Origin of the sequence: Anabaena sp. UHCC 0187, assembly GCF_009712035.1 — a bacterium.
Classification (GTDB): domain Bacteria; phylum Cyanobacteriota; class Cyanobacteriia; order Cyanobacteriales; family Nostocaceae; genus Dolichospermum.
Genome location: NZ_VILB01000002.1, coordinates 134,653 through 160,041 on the forward strand (window position 1 = coordinate 134,653; position 25,389 = coordinate 160,041).

At 37.5% G+C, this 25,389-nt stretch carries 19 protein-coding genes; 9 read left to right on the plus strand and 10 right to left on the minus strand.

Features of this window, described 5'->3' with window-relative positions:
* Positions 1-85: 85 nt before the first annotated feature.
* Positions 86-1,648, minus strand: coding sequence for a ferredoxin--nitrite reductase (locus FJR11_RS01905; protein WP_168502033.1), 1,563 nt, complete (start codon positions 1,646-1,648; stop codon positions 86-88).
* A 309-nt stretch (positions 1,649-1,957) separates the two neighbouring features.
* On the minus strand, positions 1,958-3,208 hold the full coding sequence (locus tag FJR11_RS01910; RefSeq protein WP_168502034.1) for a hypothetical protein: 1,251 nt from the start codon (positions 3,206-3,208) through the stop codon (positions 1,958-1,960).
* 1,117 nt (positions 3,209-4,325) lie between these two features.
* On the opposite strand from FJR11_RS01910, the gene fmt reads away from it, so the two are divergent.
* Positions 4,326-5,327 carry a methionyl-tRNA formyltransferase gene (gene fmt / locus FJR11_RS01915; RefSeq protein ID WP_168502035.1) on the plus strand — a complete coding sequence of 334 codons (1,002 nt, stop codon included), beginning with the start codon at positions 4,326-4,328 and terminating at the stop codon, positions 5,325-5,327.
* 14 nt (positions 5,328-5,341) lie between these two features.
* Here the strand turns inward: fmt and FJR11_RS01920 are convergent, their stop codons facing one another.
* Positions 5,342-5,692, minus strand: coding sequence for a DUF6464 family protein (locus FJR11_RS01920; protein ID WP_168502036.1), 351 nt, complete (start codon positions 5,690-5,692; stop codon positions 5,342-5,344).
* 510 nt (positions 5,693-6,202) lie between these two features.
* On the opposite strand from FJR11_RS01920, the gene psaC reads away from it, so the two are divergent.
* From psaC to FJR11_RS01935, 3 genes are all read left to right on the plus strand, one after another.
* A complete protein-coding gene (gene psaC, locus FJR11_RS01925; RefSeq protein ID WP_015080270.1) occupies positions 6,203-6,448 on the plus strand; it encodes a photosystem I iron-sulfur center protein PsaC in 246 nt (81 codons plus the stop codon).
* 248 nt (positions 6,449-6,696) lie between these two features.
* A complete protein-coding gene (glmS, locus tag FJR11_RS01930; RefSeq protein WP_168502037.1) occupies positions 6,697-8,592 on the plus strand; it encodes a glutamine--fructose-6-phosphate transaminase (isomerizing) in 1,896 nt (631 codons plus the stop codon).
* A 215-nt stretch (positions 8,593-8,807) separates the two neighbouring features.
* Positions 8,808-12,641, plus strand: a complete 3,834-nt coding sequence (locus FJR11_RS01935) for a DUF2157 domain-containing protein (RefSeq protein ID WP_168502038.1) — start codon at positions 8,808-8,810, stop codon at positions 12,639-12,641.
* Positions 12,642-12,747: 106 nt separating this feature from the next.
* On the opposite strand, the gene FJR11_RS01940 is transcribed toward FJR11_RS01935, so the two are convergent.
* The 6 genes from FJR11_RS01940 to FJR11_RS01965 form a co-directional block, all read right to left on the minus strand.
* On the minus strand, positions 12,748-13,695 hold the full coding sequence (locus FJR11_RS01940; protein WP_168502039.1) for an NAD-dependent epimerase/dehydratase family protein: 948 nt from the start codon (positions 13,693-13,695) through the stop codon (positions 12,748-12,750).
* Between the two features lie 207 nt (positions 13,696-13,902).
* Positions 13,903-15,225, minus strand: a complete 1,323-nt coding sequence (locus FJR11_RS01945) for a CO2 hydration protein (RefSeq protein ID WP_168502040.1) — start codon at positions 15,223-15,225, stop codon at positions 13,903-13,905.
* Positions 15,226-15,380: 155 nt separating this feature from the next.
* Complete coding sequence (locus tag FJR11_RS01950; RefSeq protein WP_168502041.1) at positions 15,381-16,880, minus strand: NADH-quinone oxidoreductase subunit M; 1,500 nt, start codon at positions 16,878-16,880, stop codon at positions 15,381-15,383.
* Between the two features lie 37 nt (positions 16,881-16,917).
* Positions 16,918-17,616 (minus strand): carbonic anhydrase, encoded by a 699-nt coding sequence (locus FJR11_RS01955; RefSeq protein ID WP_168502042.1) that lies wholly within the window; start codon positions 17,614-17,616, stop codon positions 16,918-16,920.
* A 73-nt stretch (positions 17,617-17,689) separates the two neighbouring features.
* Positions 17,690-19,549: an NAD(P)H-quinone oxidoreductase subunit F gene (locus FJR11_RS01960; protein ID WP_168502043.1), complete on the minus strand. Its 1,860-nt coding sequence runs from the start codon at positions 19,547-19,549 to the stop codon at positions 17,690-17,692.
* A gap of 293 nt (positions 19,550-19,842) precedes the next feature.
* On the minus strand, positions 19,843-20,037 hold the full coding sequence (locus tag FJR11_RS01965) for a hypothetical protein (RefSeq protein ID WP_168502044.1): 195 nt from the start codon (positions 20,035-20,037) through the stop codon (positions 19,843-19,845).
* Between the two features lie 122 nt (positions 20,038-20,159).
* Here FJR11_RS01965 and FJR11_RS01970 point away from each other — a divergent pair, with 122 nt between their 5' ends.
* Genes FJR11_RS01970 through FJR11_RS01980 form a run of 3 tightly spaced genes read left to right on the plus strand, consistent with a single transcriptional unit; the run spans position 20,160 to position 23,126 of the window.
* Entirely contained in the window at positions 20,160-21,701 is a 1,542-nt protein-coding gene (locus FJR11_RS01970) for an FAD-binding oxidoreductase (RefSeq protein ID WP_168502045.1), read from the plus strand.
* A gap of 14 nt (positions 21,702-21,715) precedes the next feature.
* On the plus strand, positions 21,716-22,420 hold the full coding sequence (locus FJR11_RS01975) for an actin-binding WH2 domain-containing protein (protein ID WP_168502046.1): 705 nt from the start codon (positions 21,716-21,718) through the stop codon (positions 22,418-22,420).
* A 1-nt stretch (position 22,421) separates the two neighbouring features.
* On the plus strand, positions 22,422-23,126 hold the full coding sequence (locus FJR11_RS01980; protein ID WP_168502047.1) for an actin-binding WH2 domain-containing protein: 705 nt from the start codon (positions 22,422-22,424) through the stop codon (positions 23,124-23,126).
* 44 nt (positions 23,127-23,170) lie between these two features.
* Here FJR11_RS01980 and FJR11_RS01985 read toward each other — a convergent pair whose 3' ends face one another.
* The gene (locus FJR11_RS01985; protein WP_168502048.1) at positions 23,171-24,103 is read right to left on the minus strand and encodes a putative 2-dehydropantoate 2-reductase; all 933 of its coding nucleotides are present in this window, start codon (positions 24,101-24,103) and stop codon (positions 23,171-23,173) included.
* A gap of 120 nt (positions 24,104-24,223) precedes the next feature.
* On the opposite strand from FJR11_RS01985, the gene FJR11_RS01990 reads away from it, so the two are divergent.
* Positions 24,224-24,625: a fasciclin domain-containing protein gene (locus tag FJR11_RS01990; RefSeq protein ID WP_168502049.1), complete on the plus strand. Its 402-nt coding sequence runs from the start codon at positions 24,224-24,226 to the stop codon at positions 24,623-24,625.
* A 209-nt stretch (positions 24,626-24,834) separates the two neighbouring features.
* Positions 24,835-25,164: a hypothetical protein gene (locus FJR11_RS01995; RefSeq protein ID WP_168502050.1), complete on the plus strand. Its 330-nt coding sequence runs from the start codon at positions 24,835-24,837 to the stop codon at positions 25,162-25,164.
* The last annotated feature ends 225 nt before the right edge of the window (positions 25,165-25,389 follow it).

Consider the following 25,389-nt stretch of genomic DNA (forward strand, 5'->3'; position numbering starts at 1 on the left):
AATGATGAAATTGCCTAAATTGATGATTTATCAAACGCGGATAAACGCAGATAGACGCGGATGATTTGATGTCTAGTTTTTGAGGTTAAATTATTGCTGGTTCTCGCAATTTTGCCCCAAATTTGGTAATTAGTATTTCTCTTAATATGGGTTGTAAGTCTTCGCAGGGAATACTTTTTTGTACACAAGTTCCTAAATGTGCGTCTTTCCCCACTGTCCCACCCATGTAAATGTCTACACCTTCGGACATTTTGCCATTTTTACGGACTTTTGTTCCCATTAAGCCAATATCTGCTACTTGGGGTTGTCCACAGGAGTTGGGGCATCCTGTCCAATGAATTCGCACGGGATGTGATAAAGTTAGTTCAGATTCCAATGATTTAATCATTGCTAAGGCGCGATTTTTGGTTTCTATTAAGGCAAAGTTGCAAAATTGTGCGCCTGTACAGGATACTAATGATCGCATTAATAAACCTGGATTAACTGAAAATTTCTCTAATATTGATTTTGTGAAAAATGTTGTCAAACTGGAATCGGGAATATTCGGAATAATGATATTTTGTTCGACGGTAAATCTAATTTCTCCACTTCCGTAAACTTCCGCTAAATGGGCAATTGCAAACATATCCTCAGCAGACAATCTGCCGACGGGAATATTTAAACCTGCGTAGTTAAATCCAGGTTGTTTTTGTTTATATATCCCCACATGATCCCGTTTTTCCCAGTCAATTTCATCTTTAGCTACTGCGGGTAATAATGATTTCCCAAAACGCTTTTCTACTTCTGCGCGGAACTTTTCTATCCCCCATTCATCAAGTAGCCACATTAACCGGGCTTTTAGTCTATTTGTGCGTAGTCCATGATCTCGGAAAATCTCGACAATTACTTTGCATAATGATACAACTTCTGCGGGAGATACCCACACATTTAGAGGAATAGCTGCTTGACAACGTTTTGCGGAAAATAAGCCGCCGACAATGACGTTAAAACCAAAGATTGGTACTTCATCTTCATTTCCCCAAAAAGCAGGAATAAAGGCTAAATCGTTAATTTCTGCGTGAACTGAATTATCTCTTCCTCCGGTAATTGCAATATTAAATTTCCGGGGAAGATTGCTAAATTCTGGATTACCTTCACCGTTGTTAGTCAGCATATCTTGGATTTGCTGGACTAATTCTCTGGTATCATAAAATTCGTCTGCATCCAAACCAGCTACAGGATCACCTGTAATATTACGGACGTTATCCATTCCTGATTGGATAGTAGTTAATCCGACTTTGTGAAATTTATTAAAGATATCGGGGATATCTTCAAAGTTGATCCCGCGTAGTTGTATATTCTGTCTGGTGGTAATATCGGCGCTGCCATTTTCACCGTAACGCTGTACTACTTCTGCTAAAACAGACAATTGACTGCTGTTGAGAATACCGTTAGGTAAACGCATCCGCATCATGAATTTACCGGGAGTCACAGGACGGAAAAATACACCTAACCATTTTAGGCGATGGTTGAGGTCGTTTTCGTCCATTGCTTCCCAACCAATTTGGGCAAAATTCTCTATTTCGTTTTTAACTGCGAGTCCGTCTTTTTCGGCTTTTAATTTCTCGAATTTATTCAGTTTCTCTGTGGTAGTTGCTGTTTCTATCATGGGCTTTTTTGGGAAACAGGACTTGATTAACTATGTATCCGTGTTCTTGTCGGTTCTGTATTTGCCACGTTGGGGGAATAACTGATAGTAGTTTCCCGGTTGGTGGTGTAACAGTTTCGATGTTGTTACGTTAGTGTGATTTTTCATAACAATTCGTATAGTAGGTTACGAAATTTGGGTAATCATGCAGAAACCAGATATGGGAATTGCGTTTTCTGTATGATATAGATATAATAAAAGTAAGAAAAAAGCCAATAAAATAACCCGTTGTCAACTAGCAACAACGGGTATTAATTAATAATTAATCAATTATCGAGAAGCAAGTTGTGGATCTGCCCAAATTTTAGCTCTTTCACCAAAAGTTATCGCTTGATCTCCTTCCGCTGAAATATCTATAGTTTTGCCATCATTAGCCACTTGCAACAAAGGCCAATTTTCTTCACCTAGTTCACCAGAACGGAATAATACATTGTTGGGCTGCTTTTTACTCCAACCTAATAAGATAGCGATTTTTTCGTGATCATCTTGTAATTGCACAGGATGAATTACATTAATATTATCTTGTTGACGATTCCAAATTACAGCCTGATCTGTCGCATCTGCTGTGTTGAAAATAGCTACAAACTTACGTGCTAGAAAGCGATCGCCTTTTTCCGACCAACTAACAGGCACTAATACGCCAATTTTACCATCATCATCTGCTGCTGTCGAAAAACTTGCCTGTTTACTTAACAGGGGATCACTCACCATACTGGTTGATGTCATCACCCGCAACCTTTTCGTTTGTCTATCTTCCACAAATAACACGCTATTAACTCGGCTATTGTGCATTTCGGGTTTTACTTCCATTTGCACCCGACTATAAATCGCATATTTACCATCAGGAGAAACTACAGGAAGACTCCGGTAGTAGCGGATACCAGAACCGCCTTTACCACCAACTGCCTCCTGGGTGGCCATAATCCATTGCCAAGGGATGGGATGGGGACTACCTATGGGATCAGTTTGTACCGTTTCTGACTCATTTGGCTGTTCACTTACAGGTATTTCTCCGTTGTCAGATGTAACAGTTGATGTGGCTAATTCTTTCGATTCCGAACCCGCACTTGCTAGAGAATTGAAATTAGCTTCTTCTTTTGCGTCTTTTAATTTCTGGATTAAATTAACTTGATTAACGGATATTTCTGGTTGATGTTGTGCAACATTAACTGATGGTGCCGTTTCTCTAATAACATGATTCCCCAATTGAGAATTATCTGTTTCTGCCCCTGAAATCATTCTATCAGTTGGTAATGACTGTATTCCTTCACCAACAGATATTTTTCCGGTTTGAGAGTTGACTTGAGCAAATTGTAAATTCAGTTTGCCAGTAATAGCATTTTCTGCCAACTTTGAATTAAATTTGCCATTTCCTGAATTAATATTTGCTACTTCTGACTGTTTAGCTAAAGTCGCGTGAATAGACATTCCTGCGAATGGTGAAATTACAATAACAATGGCAATGTACTTGAGAAATGGCTTAACGCGAAACCATCCTGACACCAAAAGGGGTTTAAGCATGATGAGACTCTCTAGGGGGCAGTTGCTAAGTGCGGGTAATATCTATACAGGAATGAAAAAAGCTATGACTATATGTATATCAACAAACCAAAAGCTTTTACGAGCTAATTTATTCAAATGTTGCATCGCTTTACAAAAATTTTTAGTGTCCTCGTTCACCTCCCCATAATCTTTACATAATTTACATAAAGACGTGGTTAAACTTAACAGTAAATTACATCTGTTAATTGCTGCTGGTTTAGACAATATCTCTCTTCAATTTCCGTCGAATACAGATATTTCTACAAACGAGCATAATTGAGCTTTGACTTGACTAACGCTAGTAGCAAAGACTTAGAGATGCTATTTAAAACAGCTTTATCTCAAACTAGTCCACAATGGCGCGATTTAAGGAATTAAAAATCTATAAAAAGCTTGTATAATTCGCTTTTTTGATTTTCAATTCTGCCCTGTTTCTATCTGGCTATAACAGCACAGTTTGTATCTAACTAAAAGTTCTCTGTTTCTGGTAAGTTTAGACCAACCGATGCACAATCAATAAAAACATTAAATTCGCATACCTAAATTGAACAATTCAGGAATCAGCAGTTAGAATACTTGTAAAATCAGCAATCAACAAATCCAAGATTTTTGTAAAATCATCAAGCATGATCACACCAATCTGATTTATTCCGATTGGGAAAATTCTATCTTCTGAATCATTACTCCAAATTGACAAACTGCAACTTACACTCGTAAATGCTGCAATTAAGCAACTGTAGTTTATTTTCAACTTGGGCAATTATCGAATAATTTTGATTTAGTAGAGCAATGAATAAGCGGAAAACTCAGCTAGACACCCAAAACCCCTAAATAGTAGATGCAATTGGCCATAGCTTTGCTAGTCGAAGGCATCGCTAAACTAATTGTTTGGACGAGGCCGTTTTCGCTGAACCAATAGTAAACACTATACCACCAAACCGTTAAAATTCATCTGTTGTCATCAAAAATCTCATAGCTTGCCTTCCCGCAGATTACCTGATTCCATTAATATTCAGATTGAGTCAGTTGTCAGTGATGAGGAACACACTTACCATTGATTTATGACTGATAACGCATGATTAATAATTAATAACTAATGAAAGTAGTATTTTTTGGCACTCCTGAATTTGCAGTTCCCACTTTACAAAAACTTTTGGAAAATAAGGATTTTCAGGTACTTGCCGTAGTCACCCAACCGGACAAACGCCGGGAACGGGGGAATAAACTGACACCTTCACCAGTCAAAGCCTTAGCTACAGACTATCATATCCCCGTCTGGCAACCTGAAAGAATAAAAAAAGATGTGGAAACCTTAACACAACTTAAGCAGATAGAAGCAGATGTATTTGTCGTTGTTGCTTATGGACAAATTTTGTCTAAGAAGATATTAGATATGCCAAAGCTGGGTTGTGTTAACGGACATGGTTCTATTTTACCTCAGTATCGGGGGGCTGCGCCAATTCAGTGGAGTGTATATAACGGAGAAAAAGAAACGGGGATGACAACTATGCTCATGGATAAGGGTATGGATACAGGAGATATGCTTTTAAAAGCGACTACGCCGATTGAATTACTAGATAACGCTCAGGTTTTAGCTGAAAAGTTGGCTGTCATTGGTGCAGATTTACTCATAGAAACTCTATATAAACTAGAACGTCAGGAAATCATACCCATTCCCCAAGATCATGCCACAGCCAGTTACGCATCTTTGATTCAAAAGCCAGACTATAACTTAGATTGGGGACGAAGTGCTATCCAATTACATAATCAAATTCGCGGATTTTATCCTCACTGTGCGGCAACATTCCGCAACCAACCATTAAAAATCACGGCAACTGTTCCCCTAGATCCTGCGTATATTCACGAATTACCAGAGCAGATACAAGAAAAAATACATAAAATACCTAACTTATCAACTATATCAGGTCAGCCTGGAGAAGTCGTTAATATTACCAAAGGACTAGGAGCTATTGTCCAAACAGGGGCAGGTTTATTACTATTGCGAGAAGTGCAACTAACGGGTAAACGTCCCCAGTCAGGATGGGATTTTGTGAATGGAACTCGGTTAACCGTTGGAGAGATGATTGGTAATGGGTAATTGACAACGGACAACTAATTTTCATAGAACCGGCAAGAATTACAGGGTCCTTCTGGGTTAACTGCACAACGAATAATTTCCGAAAGAGCATTATAGTTACAGGTAGCATCACCAATAACCCAACGTCCTTGTACTAAACTTTTCTCTTCCGGTCTTTTAGCTATTTGTACGTAAATAGCGATATTGTGCAAAATATACCGTCCCCCTCTTAGCTGGTATCTATGACGACGCTCTAGGACTAAGTAGGTTTTTTCTTCAAAATCAAGATAATTTCCCGGTTGGGGTGAACAATCAAGCTGTAATTTACCAAGAGACTGACGCGGATGTGTCAAAATTACCTCGGTGGGTAAGGAATTTAGCTCCATGATCAGTTTATTTTATGTGATCTATAGAGTATAGTATCGCAACATTTTGGCTCTGTTTTTGCTAGGACTTAGGTACTATGCAAATTTATCTTTTTCAACAGTAAATTAACCTAACTTGAAATGGTCAATTCTATTTAGACTAAACAAGACTAATCGCATTCTGTAACTTCATCTAAAAGTTAATATTTCATCACAACCTGATAAGGGTTGATCAATCTATAGATTAGAGATAATAGGTATGATAGATGACCTCTAGAATATGACCATTAATTTACATATCTTTACAAATCACGATCTTTGGGAGAGAGTTATTTGGGTAAACACTTGATGCCAATGTTGCTGATTACAGCCAGATAACAGCGATCTTGGTAGATAAATTATTTAAGGTGTCTATTACATTGTTTAAAGTTATGTAGCCTTTTGCTTACAAGCTATCAAGCCCTGGGGTAAACTATGCCTTGATTATGATTCTTTCACAAAGAAGAACACCCGCAAGGAGCAGTTTTTTCAATGTCTCATACCGTAAAAATCTACGACACCTGCATTGGCTGTACACAATGCGTCCGCGCTTGCCCTACTGACGTACTAGAAATGGTTCCTTGGGATGGCTGTAAAGCTGCTCAAGTGGCTGCTTCTCCCCGCACTGAAGACTGTGTAGGTTGTAAGCGTTGTGAAACTGCTTGCCCCACCGACTTTTTGAGCATTCGCGTTTATCTAGGCGCTGAAACAACTCGCAGCATGGGCTTGGCTTACTAAGAATTTCTAAATTCTTGGTAGTTTAGTGCTGAGGAGTGAGAATGGGAGAAACATTGAGATTCTTCCCTCATTCCTCAGCATTTTTGTTGTCAGTTGTCAGTTGTCAGTTGTTCGTTGTTAGTTGTCAGTTGTTCGTTGTTCGTTGTTCGTTGTTAATGACCAATTTGCTTTTATTTGCTAAAGTGGCTGATCTATCCCAGCAACTATACTTAAAATTTAATTATCCTGAAACCGGAGTGGTTTAAACAATGTGCGGAATAGTTGGATATATAGGCACTCAGGCAGCGACAGATATTTTACTAGCTGGACTAGAAAAATTAGAATATAGAGGTTACGACTCAGCGGGAATTGCCACTATTTTGGAAGGTGACGTGCATTGTGTGCGGGCTAAGGGTAAATTACTCAACTTGCGTTCTAAACTGGAACAAATCGAAAATCCTGCCCAAATAGGGATTGGTCACACGCGCTGGGCAACTCATGGTAAACCAGAAGAGTACAATGCCCATCCTCATCTAGATACGGCGTTGCGGATAGCGGTGGTGCAAAATGGCATTATTGAGAATTACCGAGAGTTGCGGGAACATCTGAAGACGTTAGGACATGAATTCCGCTCAGAGACAGATACAGAGGTAATCCCCCATTTGATTGCTGAATGTTTAAAACATTGTCCTGAAAATCCTCTTTCCCCTTCGGTGTTTTTAGATGCGGTGCGGGAAGCTGTGAGTAAATTAGAAGGAGCTTATGCGATTGCAGCTATTTCTGCTGACTATCCTGATGAATTGATTGTAGTCCGCCAACAAGCTCCTTTAGTGATTGGGTTTGGCCAAGGTGAGTTTTTCTGTGCTTCCGATACCCCGGCAATTGTTCCCTATACCCGCGCTGTATTGTCCCTAGAAAACGGCGAAATTGCTCGATTGACTCCTTTAGGGGTGGAGGTCTATAACTTTGCTGGACATCGCTTGAAAAAGCATCCCCGCACCCTCAACTGGAATCCCATTATGGTGGAAAAGCAGGGATTTAAGCATTTTATGCTTAAGGAAATCTATGAGCAACCGGGAGTAGTGCGGGATTGTTTAGAGGCTTATTTCCCAACGGCAGAGAATGGCCAAATCACTGCTGAATCACCGGTGCAATTGGGTTTATCTGCGGATTTTTACGCAGATTTAGAACAAATTCAAATTGTCGCCTGTGGTACAAGTTGGCACGCTGCGTTAGTGGGTAAATACTTATTAGAACAATTAGCGGGAATTCCTACACAAGTACAATATGCTTCGGAATTTCGGTATGCACCATCACCACTAACGGCTCATACTCTGACTATTGGCGTAACTCAATCTGGGGAAACTGCTGATACTTTGGCAGCTTTGTCTATGGAAAAAGAACGCCGTCAAGGGAAGGAAGCTAAGTATCAAGCGCGACTTTTGGGGATTACCAATCGTCCAGAAAGTAGCTTGGGTAATATGGTTGCGAATATTATCAATACTCATGGGGGAATTGAAATTGGTGTCGCAGCAACGAAAACTTTTGTGGCTCAATTGATGGCTTTTTATGCTTTGGCCTTAGATTTAGCTTATCGTCGTCATGAAATTAGTTCCCTCAGATTTGAGGAAATTCTCACCGGGTTACGGCAGTTACCAGGGGAAATTGAAGCGATTTTAGAAACTCAAGAACTTTATATTGAGCATTTAGTACATGACTTTGCAGAGACGAAAGATTTTATCTTTATTGGTAGAGGAATTAATTTTCCCATTGCTTTAGAAGGGGCTTTGAAATTAAAGGAAATTAGCTATATTCACGCTGAAGGTTATCCAGCGGGGGAAATGAAACATGGACCAATTGCGTTGTTAGATGCGAAAGTTCCGGTGGTAGCGATCGCTGTTCCTGGTAGTGTATATGAAAAGGTGATTTCTAATGCCCAAGAAGCTAAAGCTAGAGATTCCCGATTAATTGGGGTAACATCTGTTAAAGATGGTGAAGCTGGAGAAATCTTCAATGATTTAATTCCGGTTTCGGAAGTTGAGGAAATTCTTTCCCCAATTCTCACAGTTATCCCCTTGCAATTGTTAGCTTATCATATTGCGGCGCGGCGGGGTTTGGATGTAGATCAACCGAGGAATTTAGCGAAATCTGTCACAGTTGAATAACTGAGATTTACAAAGGAATAAAAAAGTTGGAAAATTTCTTCTATGGGTGGATATAAAAAGCATTCATAGGAGAATTTTTTTGGTTAGAATTACATCCCTTGCCAAGAAAGATATATAATCAGTAGGTTGGGTTAAGCGACAGCGCAACCCAACAAAAATATTAATTATGTTGGGTTTCCTTGCGTCAACCCAACCTACAGGGAAATACCCAGGTTATGACATCACCTTTTGAACCATCGCAGCGAATCCCAGTTAAACTACCATCTAATCATCCTGACTTATTACTAGGACTAGATAACTTACTAGAACTCGGTTTAATATCTGATGATCAAGTTAAACAATTAGCCCGTCAATATCTCGTTTCTACTGTAGTATTTACACCTCAGACTGAATCTGAACCAGAAGTATTTTCAACCCCTCCTATAGCCCCACAAAGAGCCTTAATTGCAACTTTACCCCCTATAGCAAAACCACCAACTAAACCCAGTTTTGTTAATTCCATGTTGCAATCTTTGGGTGAAGAGTTAAGCGTGCGGTGGTTGTTGTTTTTGGGCGTATTTTTAGTCGTGCTTTCTTCCGGTGTTCTCGCTGCCAGTCAGTGGGAAAGATTTCCCGCAGTTGGACAGTATGGGGTTTTATTTGCCTATACCTTAAGTTTTTGTGGTTTTACACTTTGGGCAGGTAAACAAAGGAATTTAAGGTTAACTGCACAGACGTTATTAATCGTCACTTTGTTATTAGTTCCTGTGAATTTTTGGGCAATGGATAGCTTCAGTTTGTGGCAAAATCCATTGAACTTAATTGTCATGGCAATTGCCTCGCTAACTCTCACATTTATTACTAATCAACTTTGCCAAAACCGCAATATTATTACTAATTTTCCTACTGGTAAATTACCTTTAGTCAATATTATTAGTTTGAGTTATTTACATTGGGGGTGGAAGTTATCAGGTTTTCCCCTCATTGCTGTTTATTTAGCAATGGTAGGAACAACGGCTATTACTGTTTATAATCAATTAACTCAACCACAAGAAAATACAAATACAGAACCACCACAATGGGGAATTAGTTTATATTTTACGTTCCTAATTTATGCCTTATTAACTTTGCTGACAAGGGCTATTTTTATAGCTGGAGTTAATATTACTCAATTAGGTTTAGCAATTGGTATTTGCGGTGGTTTAGTAATTTGGTTGTCAGAGAAAAATTCCTCGACAAATCCTTCTGTATTATGGAAAAAATTGGGAGGAATTTTACTTTTATTAGGTTGGTTAGTTTCAGTCATCACGCAACCAGCCCAAGCTATAATAGTCAGTGGTTTAAGTTTATGGGTTTTTAGTCGTAGATTACAAAGATATAGGTTACAAAAAGATTTTTTAGCTATTTTCTTAATTGGTTTACAGACAATTTGGATAGGTTGGCGGTTAGTACCTAATCAATTACAAACATTACTAATTAGTACAGCGACTAATTTAACAAATTCCCAAAATGAACCTTGGGCATTATTAAGTATTGCCTTATTTCCCTACATTATATTGATGTTATGGCTAACAGATAAATTAGATCATCAAGAAAATCAAGAATTGGCAAATTTTGGAGAATATCTTACTTTATTTTTAGGAATTTGTTTAACAATAATTAGCTTGGTAAATCCAATATTAAGAACAGTCAACTTTTTATTATCTACTATTACGCTAGTCACATTTATTCAACGTCGTGCCACTTTTGATCCTCCCTTGATATACTTGACTCATAGCATGGGAGTATTGACGCTGATTTCTAGCATTAATTGGTTTTTACCCAGTTTAAATCCAGAAATTTGGGCTGCTATCTTATTAGCTATCATGATAGCTGAATGGGGATTTAGTCTGGGTGAAGGCATAACGCGAAGGAGTGCATGGTATATTGGTTTAGTATTAGCTACACTCAGTTTTTCTCTATTGTGGGTAAATGCTGAAAGTTATTGGCATGATAATTGGCAAAATCAAAACTCTTTAGGCATAATTTGGCTAATTACCCCTTTAGCATTAACAGGTTTAGCTATTCGTACCACCGAACCAAATCGCACTACCAACAGTTTTTTAAGTGTTTTCGCTGTGGGGATTTCTCAATTATTAACTTTACCATTACCAGGAATTAGATTAATTGGTTTGGGTGTGGGTGTAGCGGTAATGTTAGTTAATACTCGCTATTTAAGAAACCAAATATATGCAGGAACAATTATTGGTTTTGGGCTGAGTTTTATCACAGCATTATTATGGGAAGGTGTTTTTGGTTTAATCCAATTAACAATATCAGGTTGGTTTATTGCTACTGCATTAATAATACTGAGTTTATGGCTATGGCGTGGTGTACTTTTACGCAAAGGTACAGAATTAGCAATAATTTATGCAGCAGCCAGTGATAAATGGGCGATCGCATTATGTACAATAGAATTATCAGCCCTAACTCTGCACTCTAGCTTAATTTATCAAGGCATTATTAAAACAGAATATTTCTATGTTATTACCACAGCGATAATTTTAGGATCAATTGTTTATCGCAGTTGGGGAAAATCCAGAGAATCAGCATTTTATGGAATTGGTTGGTGTTTAGAATTATTAACAGCCGAAATATTAGGATTTGGCGAACATTCAATTATGAGAATCGCCATAGCTAACATCATTTTAGGCTTAACAACTCAGTTATTTGGCGAATGGTGGCGACGCAAACATCAATTACAAACATTACCCAATAGTTTCCATATTCTTCCTCTTATTTATGGTGCATTTAGTATCATTTTCCGATTAACAACCTTTGCCAATTTTACAGGTTTTTGTTCCTTGGGTGTAGCCTTAATTCTGATTGGGGTAGGAAGACGACGGGAAGCATTTAAACCCCTGCTTTATTTTGGCATTATCGGTCTATCAATTTCCGCCTACGAACTCCTATTTTATCAAATGTCCCTATCTAGCGGAGGGGCTTTAGGTGATGGCTTAATTGCTATGTCAGCCCTGGGTACTAGCATTATGTATGCTTATCGTATCCTCACACCTTGGTTGATTAGTTACCTTTGCTTAACTCCAAAAGAATTAAAAAATATTGCTCATATTCATTGGGTTTGGAGTAGTATTTTATTCCTCTGGGCTATTACTTTACCTATGGTATTTAACTTCTCCATTGTATTAGGAACAGGATTATTTTTAGTTCGCTATGCTATTTGGCAAGGAAGAGAAACTTCTCAGGAAACAAATCAGGAAATCTGGGTTTATTTGGGTTTAATTGAAGCAGGAATGATTGGTATTTATTTACAAAGTTTACCAATAGGAAAATTACTATTTACACAATTACTCCCTTGGAATGGGGCGATATCTTGCCTATTTGCCTATTTCTTGTATATCCTCCCTTGGCAAAGATTAGGTTGGGCAAAAACACCTTGGCAACGTACAGCGTATATCCTACCATTAATCATTTTAGGAACAACGGGATTACAAACTTATCCTATTACCTTAGTTATCGTTGCTGCTTACTATGTCTTTCTGGCTAAAACTGCAACACAAATCCGGTTTACATACATCAGTTTGATATTAATTGATTGGGCATTATTTACTTGGTTTAATGATTTAAACCTGAGAGATTCCCTTTCCTATGTAATACCTATTGGATTATCTTTACTATATATTGCTGAGGTAGATGAACAACTCAAATTATCAACAGTAAAACCTCTGCGTCACAGTTTAAGAATGTTAGGAAGTGGTTTAATTTGCGGTTGGACAATTTTGTTTTATCAAAATCTGCCTTTTATCCCCGGTGTTTTTAGTCTCATTACTATTTTTGCCGGCTTAGGTTTAAAAATCCGTGCCTTTCTCTATGTTGGTACAGGTACTTTTTTGATCACTAGCATTTATCAATTAGTGATTTTTAGTCTGAGTTATTCTTTCTTGAAATGGATTGTCGGCTTATTCCTTGGTATTTTGTTAATTTACATTGCTGCTAACTTTGAAACCCGACGCAATCAAATAACTGCCCTAATTCGGAATATGAGTGATGAATTTGCAAATTGGGATTGATTAAATATCATTTTTATTCTGTTCTATTCTCTGGTGTACCATCTGTGGTTTATGTAATAGTTTATCTAACCACAGAGGCAAAGAGAACACAGAGGAAATACAAAGTCTAATACAAACTTTTCACCCATTCCCATTCCTGGGTTAAGCCATCTCGTAAGCATATTTGGGGTTGATAATTGAGAATTTTCCGCGCTTTGGATACGTCAGCAGCGGTGTGACGCATATCTCCCATGGCTTTTTCAATATGGTTGCGTTTGATGGGTTTACCTACTATTTCTGCCATTGTATCTAGCACTTCTGCTAATACTACTCTGCTACCACCGCCAATATTGAAAATTTCGCCTACGGCTTCTGGTACAATGGCAGCAGCTAGGTTAGCAGCGATCGCATCACTGACAAAAGTAAAATCCCTCGTCTGTTGTCCATCACCATAAACAGGAATTGCCTCATCCTGCAACACGGCTTTAAAAAATTTATGAAATGCCATATCTGGACGTTGTCTGGGTCCATAAACGGTGAAATATCGTAAAGCCACAAACGGCACATTAAAGTTTTTATGATATAAAAAACCCAACCGTTCAGCCGCTAATTTGGTAATACCGTAAGGTGACACGGGTAAGGGTTTAATTTCTTCGTTAGTTGGTAAGGTTTCGGCATCACCATATATACTAGATGTGGAGGCAAAAACTAATCTTTTTAAATTTTGAGCATCCTTAGCAGCTTCTAATAAAACTTGTGTAGCGTTAATATTCCGTTCAGTATAAGCTCGAAAACCTTTACCCCAACTTGCTCTAACTCCAGCTTGTGCCGCTTGATGATAAATAAATTCTACATCTGGCAGCAGTTTTTGCCAATCTAAAAATTGAATGTCTCCTTCTACTAAAGTAAAATTAGAGGAATTCTGAAAATTAGCAATATTTTTTCGCTTTAACAGTGGATCATAATAATCATTGAATTCATCAATGCCAATTACTTCATTTCCCTGTTTTAACAATGTCTCAGCTAAATGAGAACCAATAAAGCCCGCAACTCCAGTCACAATAATTTTAGTCATGTTTCCGATTTTGTGATTTGGGTGTAATTTTGTTTAACAGAGTAATCTTAACTATTTATAACTTAGTATAACTGAGGATATATTTTTTCTATGCTCATGGGAGAATTTACTAAAAAAATATAAATCTTTACAAAATTATTATAATACGCAGATACCCGGCTTCTTCAAGAAGTCGGGTATCTATTTCTTCTATTTCCTCAGCAGATTTTATCTATAATCCTGTCTTTGAATATCCCATAACCTCGCTGCGTCACGCATATTATAATCAGTGCGAGTAAAGCGATTTAGCTGCATTTCAAAGAATTCCCGGTTTGCTTGTAAATGCTTGGGATTTTCATCATCTAAAGGATACAAAAGGGCAGTTCTCAAAGCTTGAATTACCGCAGATGTGACATTATACATGGAACGTTGGAAAGTAATCCCTAATTGAATCAAAATATCCTCTTCCCCTCGACAATATTCTTGGTAATAATCAACAAGATATTGAGGCAGAAAATGCAACATATCTTGCATTAATAATGTGGGGGGAATTCCGGCTGTACCCACGGGAAAGACATCAGCATAAAGAATCCCATAATGGAAGTCTTTTTGATCTGCTGGAACTTGCCCTGCTTGGGCATTATAAGACTTTGTACCTCTAAATGGTGCTGTGCGATAAAAAACAGCTTCTACATAGGGTAATGCCGCTTCATATAGCCAAGTAAAACCTTTAGATTTGGGGATGATTTCATAACATTCACCATCAATATAAACATGATGATAAATCGGACGACCAGCAATTGCAAATATACCATTGATAAGGAAATTCATGGCATCAGGTACACCTTTGAAACCACCTTCATCATAAATATCTGACATTTCAAAAAATACCGGTGCCATGACTTCCCAAAAAAGTCCTAAATTAGAATAATAGGACATCATGCGGCACTGTTCCAAGAACATATCAGGGAACAGTTTATAAAGTCCCGACATTAAAGGATTTTTGCGAAAATAAGCTTTAATGGCTTTATCGGCATTAGCTTTATATTCTTCTGAATCTAAGTAAGCATCAAATTGATTAACTGGTGCATACATTTTGCGATGCCATAACATTGCCTGCATACAAGCTTCCGCAAATTCCATGTTGATTCTGTCATGGAATAAATGATGGAAGATTTTTGGCATTTTGGTGGTTTCACCTTTTTCCATAAATGCCAAAAGTTCTGGGTGTGCAGTAGCTACACCTCGCCAAATTCTTAAATCAGCATCATCCCCGGCATAGTGATTATGTAAGTCTAAATATTCTTGGGGTAAGAAATATTTAAAAGCTGGTAAAGGGTCTAAAAATACTCTTTCGGCAATGTAAAGTAAATCGCGCCAATAGAAATCCATCGGTACAGCATAAGCTTTATAAATACCGATAATTTGCATTAAGTTTTCTGGCGTATCTGGTAACATTGAACCACCAGCTTCTAAGCGATGAATAATTTCTGCAAATTCGTGTTTGGAAGGTGGAATTTTAGTGGTTGGTTTGTCTGAAGTTTGTACCATAATATTTTTGTTTTGGTTTATTTATAAAAGGCGAATATAATTCGCGGCTACACAAACTAAGTCCGCCTGCTCGGACTAATAAAAAATCCGATGTCTTAAACCCACGGAGGTGGGTTTTGCCTGTATAGATGCGGTTTCTAACCGCCGTTTTCACGTTAATTAGACTTCAACGCAATTACGGTTTGTTCTGTAGTAGGAATTGCCGCTACCATTGCTGTAGTTGTGGTTTCACTCCAACGCACTAACCAAACTGGTTGTACTCCCAAAAAGATAATTAAGGATGCCAAAATTAGCGCGGGTACTTTTTCATTCCATAATACTCTGGGATAGTAAGCCAGGTTATTTTGCAATTTACCAAAACAGGTGCGGTTAAGAAGAATGACAAAATAAACTGCGGTTAAACCAGATGCCACTACACATAAAATTGTGGAAATTGGGAAGCTGGAAAAACTGCCTTGAAAGGAAATAAATTCGGCAATGAACCCTGTTAAACCAGGAATACCAGCACTAGCCATACCACTTAAAACTAGTAAAGCACTAATTAATGGTAAACCGCGAATAGGACTCATTAAACCATTCAATTTGTCTAATTCTCTTGTGCCAACTTTGGTTTCGATAACTCCGACTAAATGGAAGAGAATAGCGAGAATAATTCCATGACTAAACATTTGGGCAACTGCACCAACTAATGATAAAGGTGTAGCTGCTGCTGCGGCTAATAAAATATAGCCCATGTGTCCGATAGAACTATATGCTACCATGCGTTTGATGTCTGTTTGCGATATCGCTACAATTGCCCCATAAATCGCGCTAATTGCCCCCCAAATTGCCAAAGTTGGGGCGATAATATGCCAAGTTTGGGGAAACATTCCTAACCCAAACCGCAATAATCCATAAGTTCCCAGTTTTGCTAATATTCCCCCTAGCAAAATAGCGACAGGTGTGGAAGCTTCCACATAAGCATCTGGTAGCCAAGTATGGAAGGGAATTAAAGGAATTTTAATGCCAAAACCTAAAACTATTCCTGCTAATAATACTAATTGCATTCCCGCAGAAATGTTTTGTGTAGCCACAGCATCAAAGGCAAAACTATGAGAACCTGTTAACCATACCATGCCTAAAAATGTGGCTAAAATTAAAGCCCCAGAAACGGCTGTATAAATCAGGAATTTCATGCCCGCATACGCCCGTTTTTTTCCTCCCCAAATAGAAATTAGTAAATAAAAGGGAATTAATTCCAATTCATAAAACAGGAAGAACAAAAGTAAATTCTCTGAGAGAAACGCACCTGCAACTCCACCACTAACAAACAAAATCAGAGAATAGAATAAACGAGGACGTTCTGTATCTTTGCTGCTGCTATAAATAGCAATCCAAGTGAGGAAGCTATTTAATATCAACATTAATATTGATAATCCATCGACCCCTAACTGATAACTTAAACCTAATGTTTCATTCCAAGGTAGATATTCTGTAAATTGCATCCCTGGATTGCTGATATCAAATTTTAACAAAATGACAAGATTCCACAGCAAAACTAAACCAGTAACGATTAAAGATGCGAACCGAGTCCGACTTGCGGGAACGTCTTTCGCTGGATAAAAACCGATGATTATAGCGGCTATAATTGGTAGCCAAATCAAAACACTCAACATATTTATTAATTGGTAATTGGTAATTGATTTAAATTAATTAACTAACTAAACTGACTTTACCAGTATCTAAGTCATAATAACCACCAACTATTTTAAGTTTGTTTGTGGCGATTAATTCAGCTAGAACTGGTGATGCTTTCAATTTTTCAACTTGTAGCAAAATGTTAGCTTTACAGGCGTTTTCTAATCTATCCCCTGGTTGTCCCTGAGATTTTTCTACAGCCGGCTTAATTGCCTCTAATAAGCTACCAATTTGCCCTGGTACTTGTGCGCCTTTAATTGTGGCATCTACAGCACCACATCTTTCATGACCCAAGACCATAATCACTTTTGCCCCTAATACTAAACTGCCAAATTCTAGGCTACCAATTTCTTCTGGTGTAGCAATATTACCAGCAACACGACAAACAAATAAATCTCCTAAACCTTGATCAAAAATTATTTCTGCTGGGACTCTAGAATCGGCACAACCCAGGATAGAGGCAAAGGGTTCTTGTCCTTTAGCTACTTCCTTTAAGCGGATAGAACCTTGATTTTTATAGCGGTGCTTGTTATTGATAAATCTGTTATTGCCATCTATTAAAAATTGTAATGCTGCATCAGGAGTAATGTTATTTTGGGCTAAGGCTGGTTCAGGTATAGCTAGATAGGAAGCGAATCTTACTGCTACACCGACAGTAATTGCACCCGTACCTAATTGGAGTAAATTTCTACGAGAAAGATGTTTGTTGATCATTAGATGATCCTGAACATGATTTGGATGGTAATCATAATTTTAGATTATCATCAGCAATCCAAATCATATATATTCAGAAAATTAAATCCATGAACTGAATTCCCCAGAAAGGCCATGTTACCCAAGCACCTAAAAAACCGACTCCTAATAGAACTGTTAAGGCATAAAATTGAGTTTGTCCATTGTTACTATATTTCAAGCCTTCACCACCCAATAGAGAGAATAAACCCACAGAATTGACAATGCCATCTATTACAAATCTGTCCAGCATATCGGCAAATTTGGAAAGTTGGGCAACACCGAAAATAATGGTAATTTTGTAAAGTTTAGGGGTGTAGAAGTCGTAAGCAAATAAATCTTGTAAACCTTGCCAGGGTAAACGAATTGGTTTGGTAATATTACCTAAGTAGATGATGCTGCTAATACTACAACCGAAAATACTTGACCAAATTAATAGCAGTGCAACATCTTTATTTAATGTTGCCCAGTCGGGAAGTAATGATAAACTTTGCAACACTAAAGGCAGGTGTAAAACAAAGCCAGATAAAATCATCATTGGCAAAACCATTAACCAAATAGCTTCAGGAGAACGTTCAGTCATTTGTTTGGGTTTACCACCAAAGATTAAACCAAATTCTCTAGTTAAGCTAAATGTAGTTAAGGCATTAACAACAATAACTATTCCGACTAAAGTTGGATGTGTTTCCCATAAACCATCAGCTAGTTTGAATAATGCCCAAAAACTACCTAAAGGGGGAAAACCAATTAAACCCAATGTCCCCACAATAAATGCTAAACCGGACATGGGACGACGTGACCACAATCCACCGAGTTGGGTAACATCTTGGGTAACACTGTTCCAAACAATTCCCCCCGTACTCATGACTAACAATGCAGAGGAAAGGGCATGAGTGAGGACTAATAATAATGCGGCTTCGTTCTGTTGTGTGCCTACAGCAATAAATACCAAGCCCATGTAAACACTGACAGAATAGGATAAACAGCGTTTAATGTCAATTTGAGCGATGGCAATTAATGCCCCACCAATAGCTGTCACTGCCCCAATGGCCACTATTGCCGAAGATGCCACAGGGGATAAACTAAACACAGGTTGCAATTTAATCAACACCCATGCGCCACTGGCAACTACCACGGAACTCCGCAAAATTGTACTGGGAACAGGCCCCTCCATTGCCTCATCTAACCACAAATGTAAGGGAAATTGAGCGCATTTACCCATTGGACCGGCAATTAACCCGAAACATACTAAAGTAATAATTGTGGGGTCAACATTGGCAGTAGCCGCCCATTCAGTTAACTCTGTATAATTCCAAGTTCCTGAAAGTGTCCAAAGTCCCAAGACACCCATTAATAAAAACAAGTCTCCCACCCGTTTTGTTAAAAAAGCATCTCGCGCCCCAGTCACTACCAAGGGCTGACTAAACCACAAACCGACTAATAAGTAAGTTCCCAAAGTAAGGATTTCGAGAATTACATAACTGAAGAACAAATCATTACACAAAACTAAAGCACAAAGACCAGCTTCAAATAATCCCAATAAGGAAAAGAAGCGTCCCCAACCCCAGTCCATTTCCATATAACCAATAGCATATATCTGCGCCAGTAAATTCAAGCCGCTAATAATAATTAACGCCCCTACAGTGACGGCAGAAATTTCTAAATTAATAGTGAGGTTTAAACCTGCTGTGGATAGCCAAGGAATAAATACTTCTTGGGCTGGATGATTCCAAATAGCCAAGAAAGCAAAGACAGCATGAAAAAACGAGAACAAGGTCATGATCACGTTGACATATCCCGCTGGTCGAGGCCCGGTTTTGCGAATGATTCCCGGCGACCAAGGTATGGCTAAAAGCCCACCAATTAAAGCATAAACAGGAATCAGCCAAACAGTGTCTAGTAAATACTGAGCCATTCAATTACCTCTATAGTTTGCAGCAAAAATTAAAGAAAACACACTAAATAGCGTTGATCCCTGTCAACTTAGTGATGACAGACAATGAAAATTTATCTTTATTTAATATTGTTAGTAATAGCTTACCTTTATCTGTGCCAAAAAGGAATTATTTAATTAGATAAATTCACGATATTTTCTGTAAAGAATTCTTATATTTCCATCAATTGAATTATCAAATAATAACTATTGATTTAAGTCTATGGATTGTCCTTTTATCATAGATAGGGGCAGAATCGCCTACCCCATCTGTTTCACACTTTAGTAATTATGTCAAGTTGCAAATTGGGTAAATTACTTGAGGCAATGATTACTACTGGGCTGAGTTCGCTAATGGGTGCTGGCTTCATATCCCGATAATCAATAATTTGGACAACAATTAGGTAAGCAATGGCTAGAAGTATAGAAATTGCCCCTGTAATAATTGCAACTATCTGGGAACGGTTCATAAGTATTTCCTGCAAATTAAGTTATTTTCAGCTTTCTATATCCACATTGCCATAAACTACAAACAGGTTTATGTATCTAGCAAAGATAGTATCAATATAGAACTTTGCTGGAATTCAATGTTATGTCCCTAACCGAAGAAATTCTTTCTCAACTACCTGGTGATGTTTTAAGCGGCTTGCGTCACACTGACAATATATTAACATCCTTACGAAGTGGTAACACACCCATACCCAAGGTAGTTACAGAAAATTCCGAAAATTTAAACTCTGTAGAATTTGATGTCATTATCTGCGGTGGAACTTTGGGAATTTTAATCGCTGCGGCTTTAGCTGTGCGGGGTGTGCGGGTAGCATTGCTAGAAAGGGGAATTTTGCGCGGAAGAGAACAGGAATGGAATATTTCCCGCAAAGAGTTAGCAGTGTTTCGAGAATTGGAATTACTGACAGAAGCGGAATTAGCACAAACTATTGTTACTGAATATAATCCCGCAAGAGTCAGCTTTCAAGGAGGTACGGAAGTTTGGGTAGAAGATGTTTTGAATATTGGCGTTAATCCTATTTATTTACTGGAAACCTTAAAAACTCGCTTTCTCAATGCTGGAGGAAAGTTATTTGAAAATACACCATTTAGCGATACAGTAGTTCACCCAAATGGAGTCATAGTCAATAACCAATTTACCGCAAAATTGTTATTGGATGCCATGGGAAATCTTTCCCCAATTAGCCAACAAGCGCGTCAAGGAAAAAAACCAGATGCACTTTGTTTAGTTGTGGGAAGTTGTGCGAAAGGATTTCCGGAAAATAACTCAGGGGACTTGTTGTTATCTTTCACGGCTTTGGAAAATCAATGTCAATATTTTTGGGAGGCTTTTCCAGCCAAAGATGGAAGAACTACATATTTATTTACCTATATGGATGCAGATCCACAACGGTTGAGTTTAGAAACTTTATTTGATGAATATTTACGCCTGTTACCAGAATATCAAGGTGTGGAGATTAATCATTTAAATTTTCAACGGGCATTATTTGGGTTCTTTCCTAGCTATCGTCAAAGTCCTCTCCAAACCCCTTGGAATCGTATTCTTCCAGTGGGAGATAGTAGCGGTAATCAATCACCTTTAAGCTTTGGTGGTTTTGGGGCTATGGTGCGTCATTTACACAGGTTAACTTTAGGAATTGAAGAAGCATTAAAAACTGATCAGTTATCTGTTCAATCCTTGGCAATTCTTCAACCTTATCAACCTAGTTTAAGTGTAACCTGGTTATTTCAAAAAGCCATGAGTGTCGGTGTAAATCAGAAAATTGATCCGAATCAAATTAATGCTTTACTCTCCGCTGTATTTGCCCAAATGCAGCAGTTAGGAACACCTGTATTAAAACCTTTTTTGCAAGATATCGTCCAGTTTGGGGCGTTGACGCAAACTTTATTGAAAACTGGTTTATCTCATCCTTTCTTAGTTGCAAAAATTATTCCTCAAGTTGGTTTATTGAGTTTGTTAGATTGGATGTTACATTATGTAAATTTAATTGTGTATAGTAGCTTGTTTTCTCTAAGTGCCATGTTAGAACTATTAGTTAATAATTTACCAGCGGAAAAACAATATTATTGGCATCGGTTAATAGATAAATGGCGGTTTGGTTCTGGCAATGATTATCATGAATAATATTTGAGGATAAGATGATCGAACGCAATTCTATCAGGGTAAAATACTTTGCAGTGTTAATTGGTTTACTGCGAGAACGTCAAGGATTTTTAGAAGAAATTCGCCAAGGAATAAGATTACCTAGTAAAATTATTTCTTTATTGGTTTGTAGTTCTTTATTTTTGGCAATGTATGGCGGAATTATCGGTGCATATCATAGTTGGATGCAAGCTTTATCTTCTGCTGTCAAACTACCAGCACTTTACCTAATTACGTTGCTAATTTGTTTACCAACATTGTTTTTTGCTAATATTATTTTTGGTTCAAAACGGACTTTTGCCCAATATTTTGCCTTGGTACTAACTGCGGTTTCTGTTACTAGCGTACTTTTATTTAGTTTTGCCCCAATCACTCTGTTTTTTTTAATTACAACAAATAATTACCAATTTCTAATTTTGTTAAATGTGATTATCTTTTCTTTAACTGGATTTATTGGCATTTCTTCTTTATATAATGCCACCACCGTAGTTTTAGAACAAGATGATGAAAGTAGTAAAACCCGCAAAAAGATTATTCAATCATGGTTATTACTTTATGCTTTCGTAGGTAGCCAATTGGGGTGGACTCTGCGACCTTTTTTCGGAACACCAGATTCTGTTTTTCAACTATTTAGAGAAAGAGAAGGAAACTTTTATTTAAGTGTAATGCAATCCCTAGGTTATTTATTAGGAATTCGTTGATATGTTAGAAAAACAAACTGAGGTTAAAAAACACTTTGGGGTTTTATTAAGTTTACTACGTGACCGCCAAAATTTTCTAGAAGAAATTCGCCAAGAAATTAGATTACAAAGTAAAATCAGTTCTCTGTTTGTTACCAGTTCTATCTTTTTCGCAATTTATGGCGTAATTATCGGTGCTTCCCACAGTTTCGGACAAGCATTATCCAGTGCGATTAAACTCCCAGCATTTTATTTATTAACGCTAATAATATGCTTTCCGACATTATTCTTTTTTAATGTTTTATTTGGTTCTCGTAGCAGCTTTAAACAGCATTTTGTTGTTTTACTTACCGCAGTATCAGTAATTAGTGTTTTATTATTTAGTCTCGCACCAGTAACGCTATTTTTCATGATTACCGCCCCCGATTCTTACCAATTCTTTAAGCTGTTGAATGTCTTAATTTTTGGAATTACTGGAACTTTTGGCGTTAAGTTTCTCTATGAAGGAATGCAGTTACTTTCTCAACAAGATGAAGTCGGTAAAAAAACCCGCACTACCATTTTACAATCTTGGTTATTACTTTATGCTTTTGTAGGAATGCAGTTAGGATGGTTTCTGCGTCCGTTTTTTGGCGCACCTGAATCTAAATTTGAGTTATTTCGGGCAGTAAAAGGTAACTTTTATTTAGATATAATGCAAGCAATATCAGAAATTTTGAATCTTTAGATACCCGACTTCTCAAATCAGTCGGGTATCTGATTTTTGATTTTTCAAATTCTCAGATCCAAAAACTTCAATTGTTGATATAAACAACGAATTTGTGGCAAATTTACCCCCGCTGCTGCTGCTTTCCTGAAGGGATTACCAAAAATTGCTTCTACTTCTAAAGGGCGTTTTTCATCAAAATCAATTTTCATACTGGTGCGGTAGGGTTTCATTTTCACGGTGTAATCTAACATCGTTTGAATGAAACTTTCGGGAATAATTCTGCCTGTACTTTTTGCCCCTGCGACTACTTCCCACATCAAACTTTCTACTAACTGACAAGTATATATATCTGTCATTAATTCATCTGTTCTCGCATCAAGAATAACAGATAAGCCATTATAGGGAATATTCCAAACTAATTTTTTCCACCGTCCTAATAATAAATCTTCTAATAGTTCTATAGATATACCCGCATTTTCAAAATCTGATGCAAGTTCCCGCATTTTTTTAGTAATGCCAGTTGATTGATAATTAGATGTATATTCACCTAATGTAATTTGTCCATAATCTAAATGATGAATATGTCCCGGTGCAACTTTATTAGAACAGAGAAAACACAAACCCCCAATAACGTGGACATTACTCACAATCTCCGCAACTTCTGCTTCTATGTCCAGTCCATTTTGCAATACTAATACTACCCCGTCATCTTTAACTATTGGTGGTAATAAATCTGGTAAAAGTTGATTTTGGGTAGTTTTTAGTGATACAATCACCACATCACACTGTGGCATCTTGTTTACATCGTTATAGGCATTAACTTGAGGGAGGGTAAAGTCGCCATCTTTTGACTCAATAATTAAACCCTGTTCGCTGACCTGTTGATAATCACTTTTAAGTAGATAATGGACTTCTAAACCGGATTTTTGGAGTTTTGCACCATAAAATCCGCCTAATGCACCAGTCCCCAATATTGCATAAGTGCGTTTATTCATTTCATGTATAGAAAAATATTCAGAAAATCATCAGAATATATTTTACCAGAATTGTAATTAATAAAACTTAAACATGATTTACTATTTTTTAGAACCTTTGGTAGATGCGAGATGAAATCAATGGCTGATATTGTTGATATTGCAGTTAGTAATGATGCGTTCAAAACTTTAGTGGCGGCTGTGTCTGCTGCTGGGTTAGTAGAAACATTAAAAAGTCCCGGTCCATTTACCGTGTTTGCACCAACTGACGAGGCTTTTGCTAAGTTACCCCCTGGTACAATTACAACTTTATTACAAAATATTCCCCAGTTAGCACGGATTTTAACCTATCATGTCGTGCCTGGAAAATTGACAAAGGCTGATTTAGCAAAACTGGGGACAGTTACTTCTGTGGAAGGTTCTCCGATTAAAATTAATTGTGAAGATGGTTTTGAGGTGAAAAATGCCACGGTTTTAGCAGCGGATATTGATGCTGATAATGGCGTAATTCACGTTATTGATACTGTGATTTTGATGGGTTAATCCCACAGAGGTTTTGACTTTACAACCCTGATAGAGACGTTTTATCTAGCGTCTCTATCAAGATGGAAAATTTAGTTACTAGGGCTAATTCTTTAAAAAATGTTACATAAATAGTATGATTACTCACTTTTAAGGTACTATAGATTTTAGTAATGTATATTTTACAATAAAACTTAATAATAAGAACCTACAATTATCCCCAAAAATTAATGTTAGATTTCAACACCTTAATCGAATTTTCTCGAAACAACTGTATAGGCATTTGTGCCTTTCTTGTCCCAGCTAATATCCTGACAACCTTATTAACGATTGTTCTCACATTCCTAAATCGTCCCATGGGTCAAGTATGGATATCTGTCGGATTTGCCTGTCTATTTGCTAGTATCATGCTGCTGCACGTTTATACTTGGTTTATGATTGGTGTGGTTATGCCACCAACTTATATCTTGTTATCTTTAGCAGTTACCTGTTTATTGACTAATCTTGTGGTCATTATGTGGCGGAGAAATTCTCTACAATTGTTTTCTTTTGGTAAGTAATCACAACAAAAGTCAGTATTTCAGAAGTATCTAAAACCTGATATTTGGATTTTTCACCAATAGTCAGAATAGTAGTAAAAATAAAAATTACTATTCTGACTATTCGTAATAGCTGTTAGTTAATAACAGCTATTTTTGTCACTTTTAATAACTCCAGCCTTTATTGCTATAACCCTTGTAAGAGTGATGGTTATGGTGATGGTTGTGATGAGACCAACAACCATG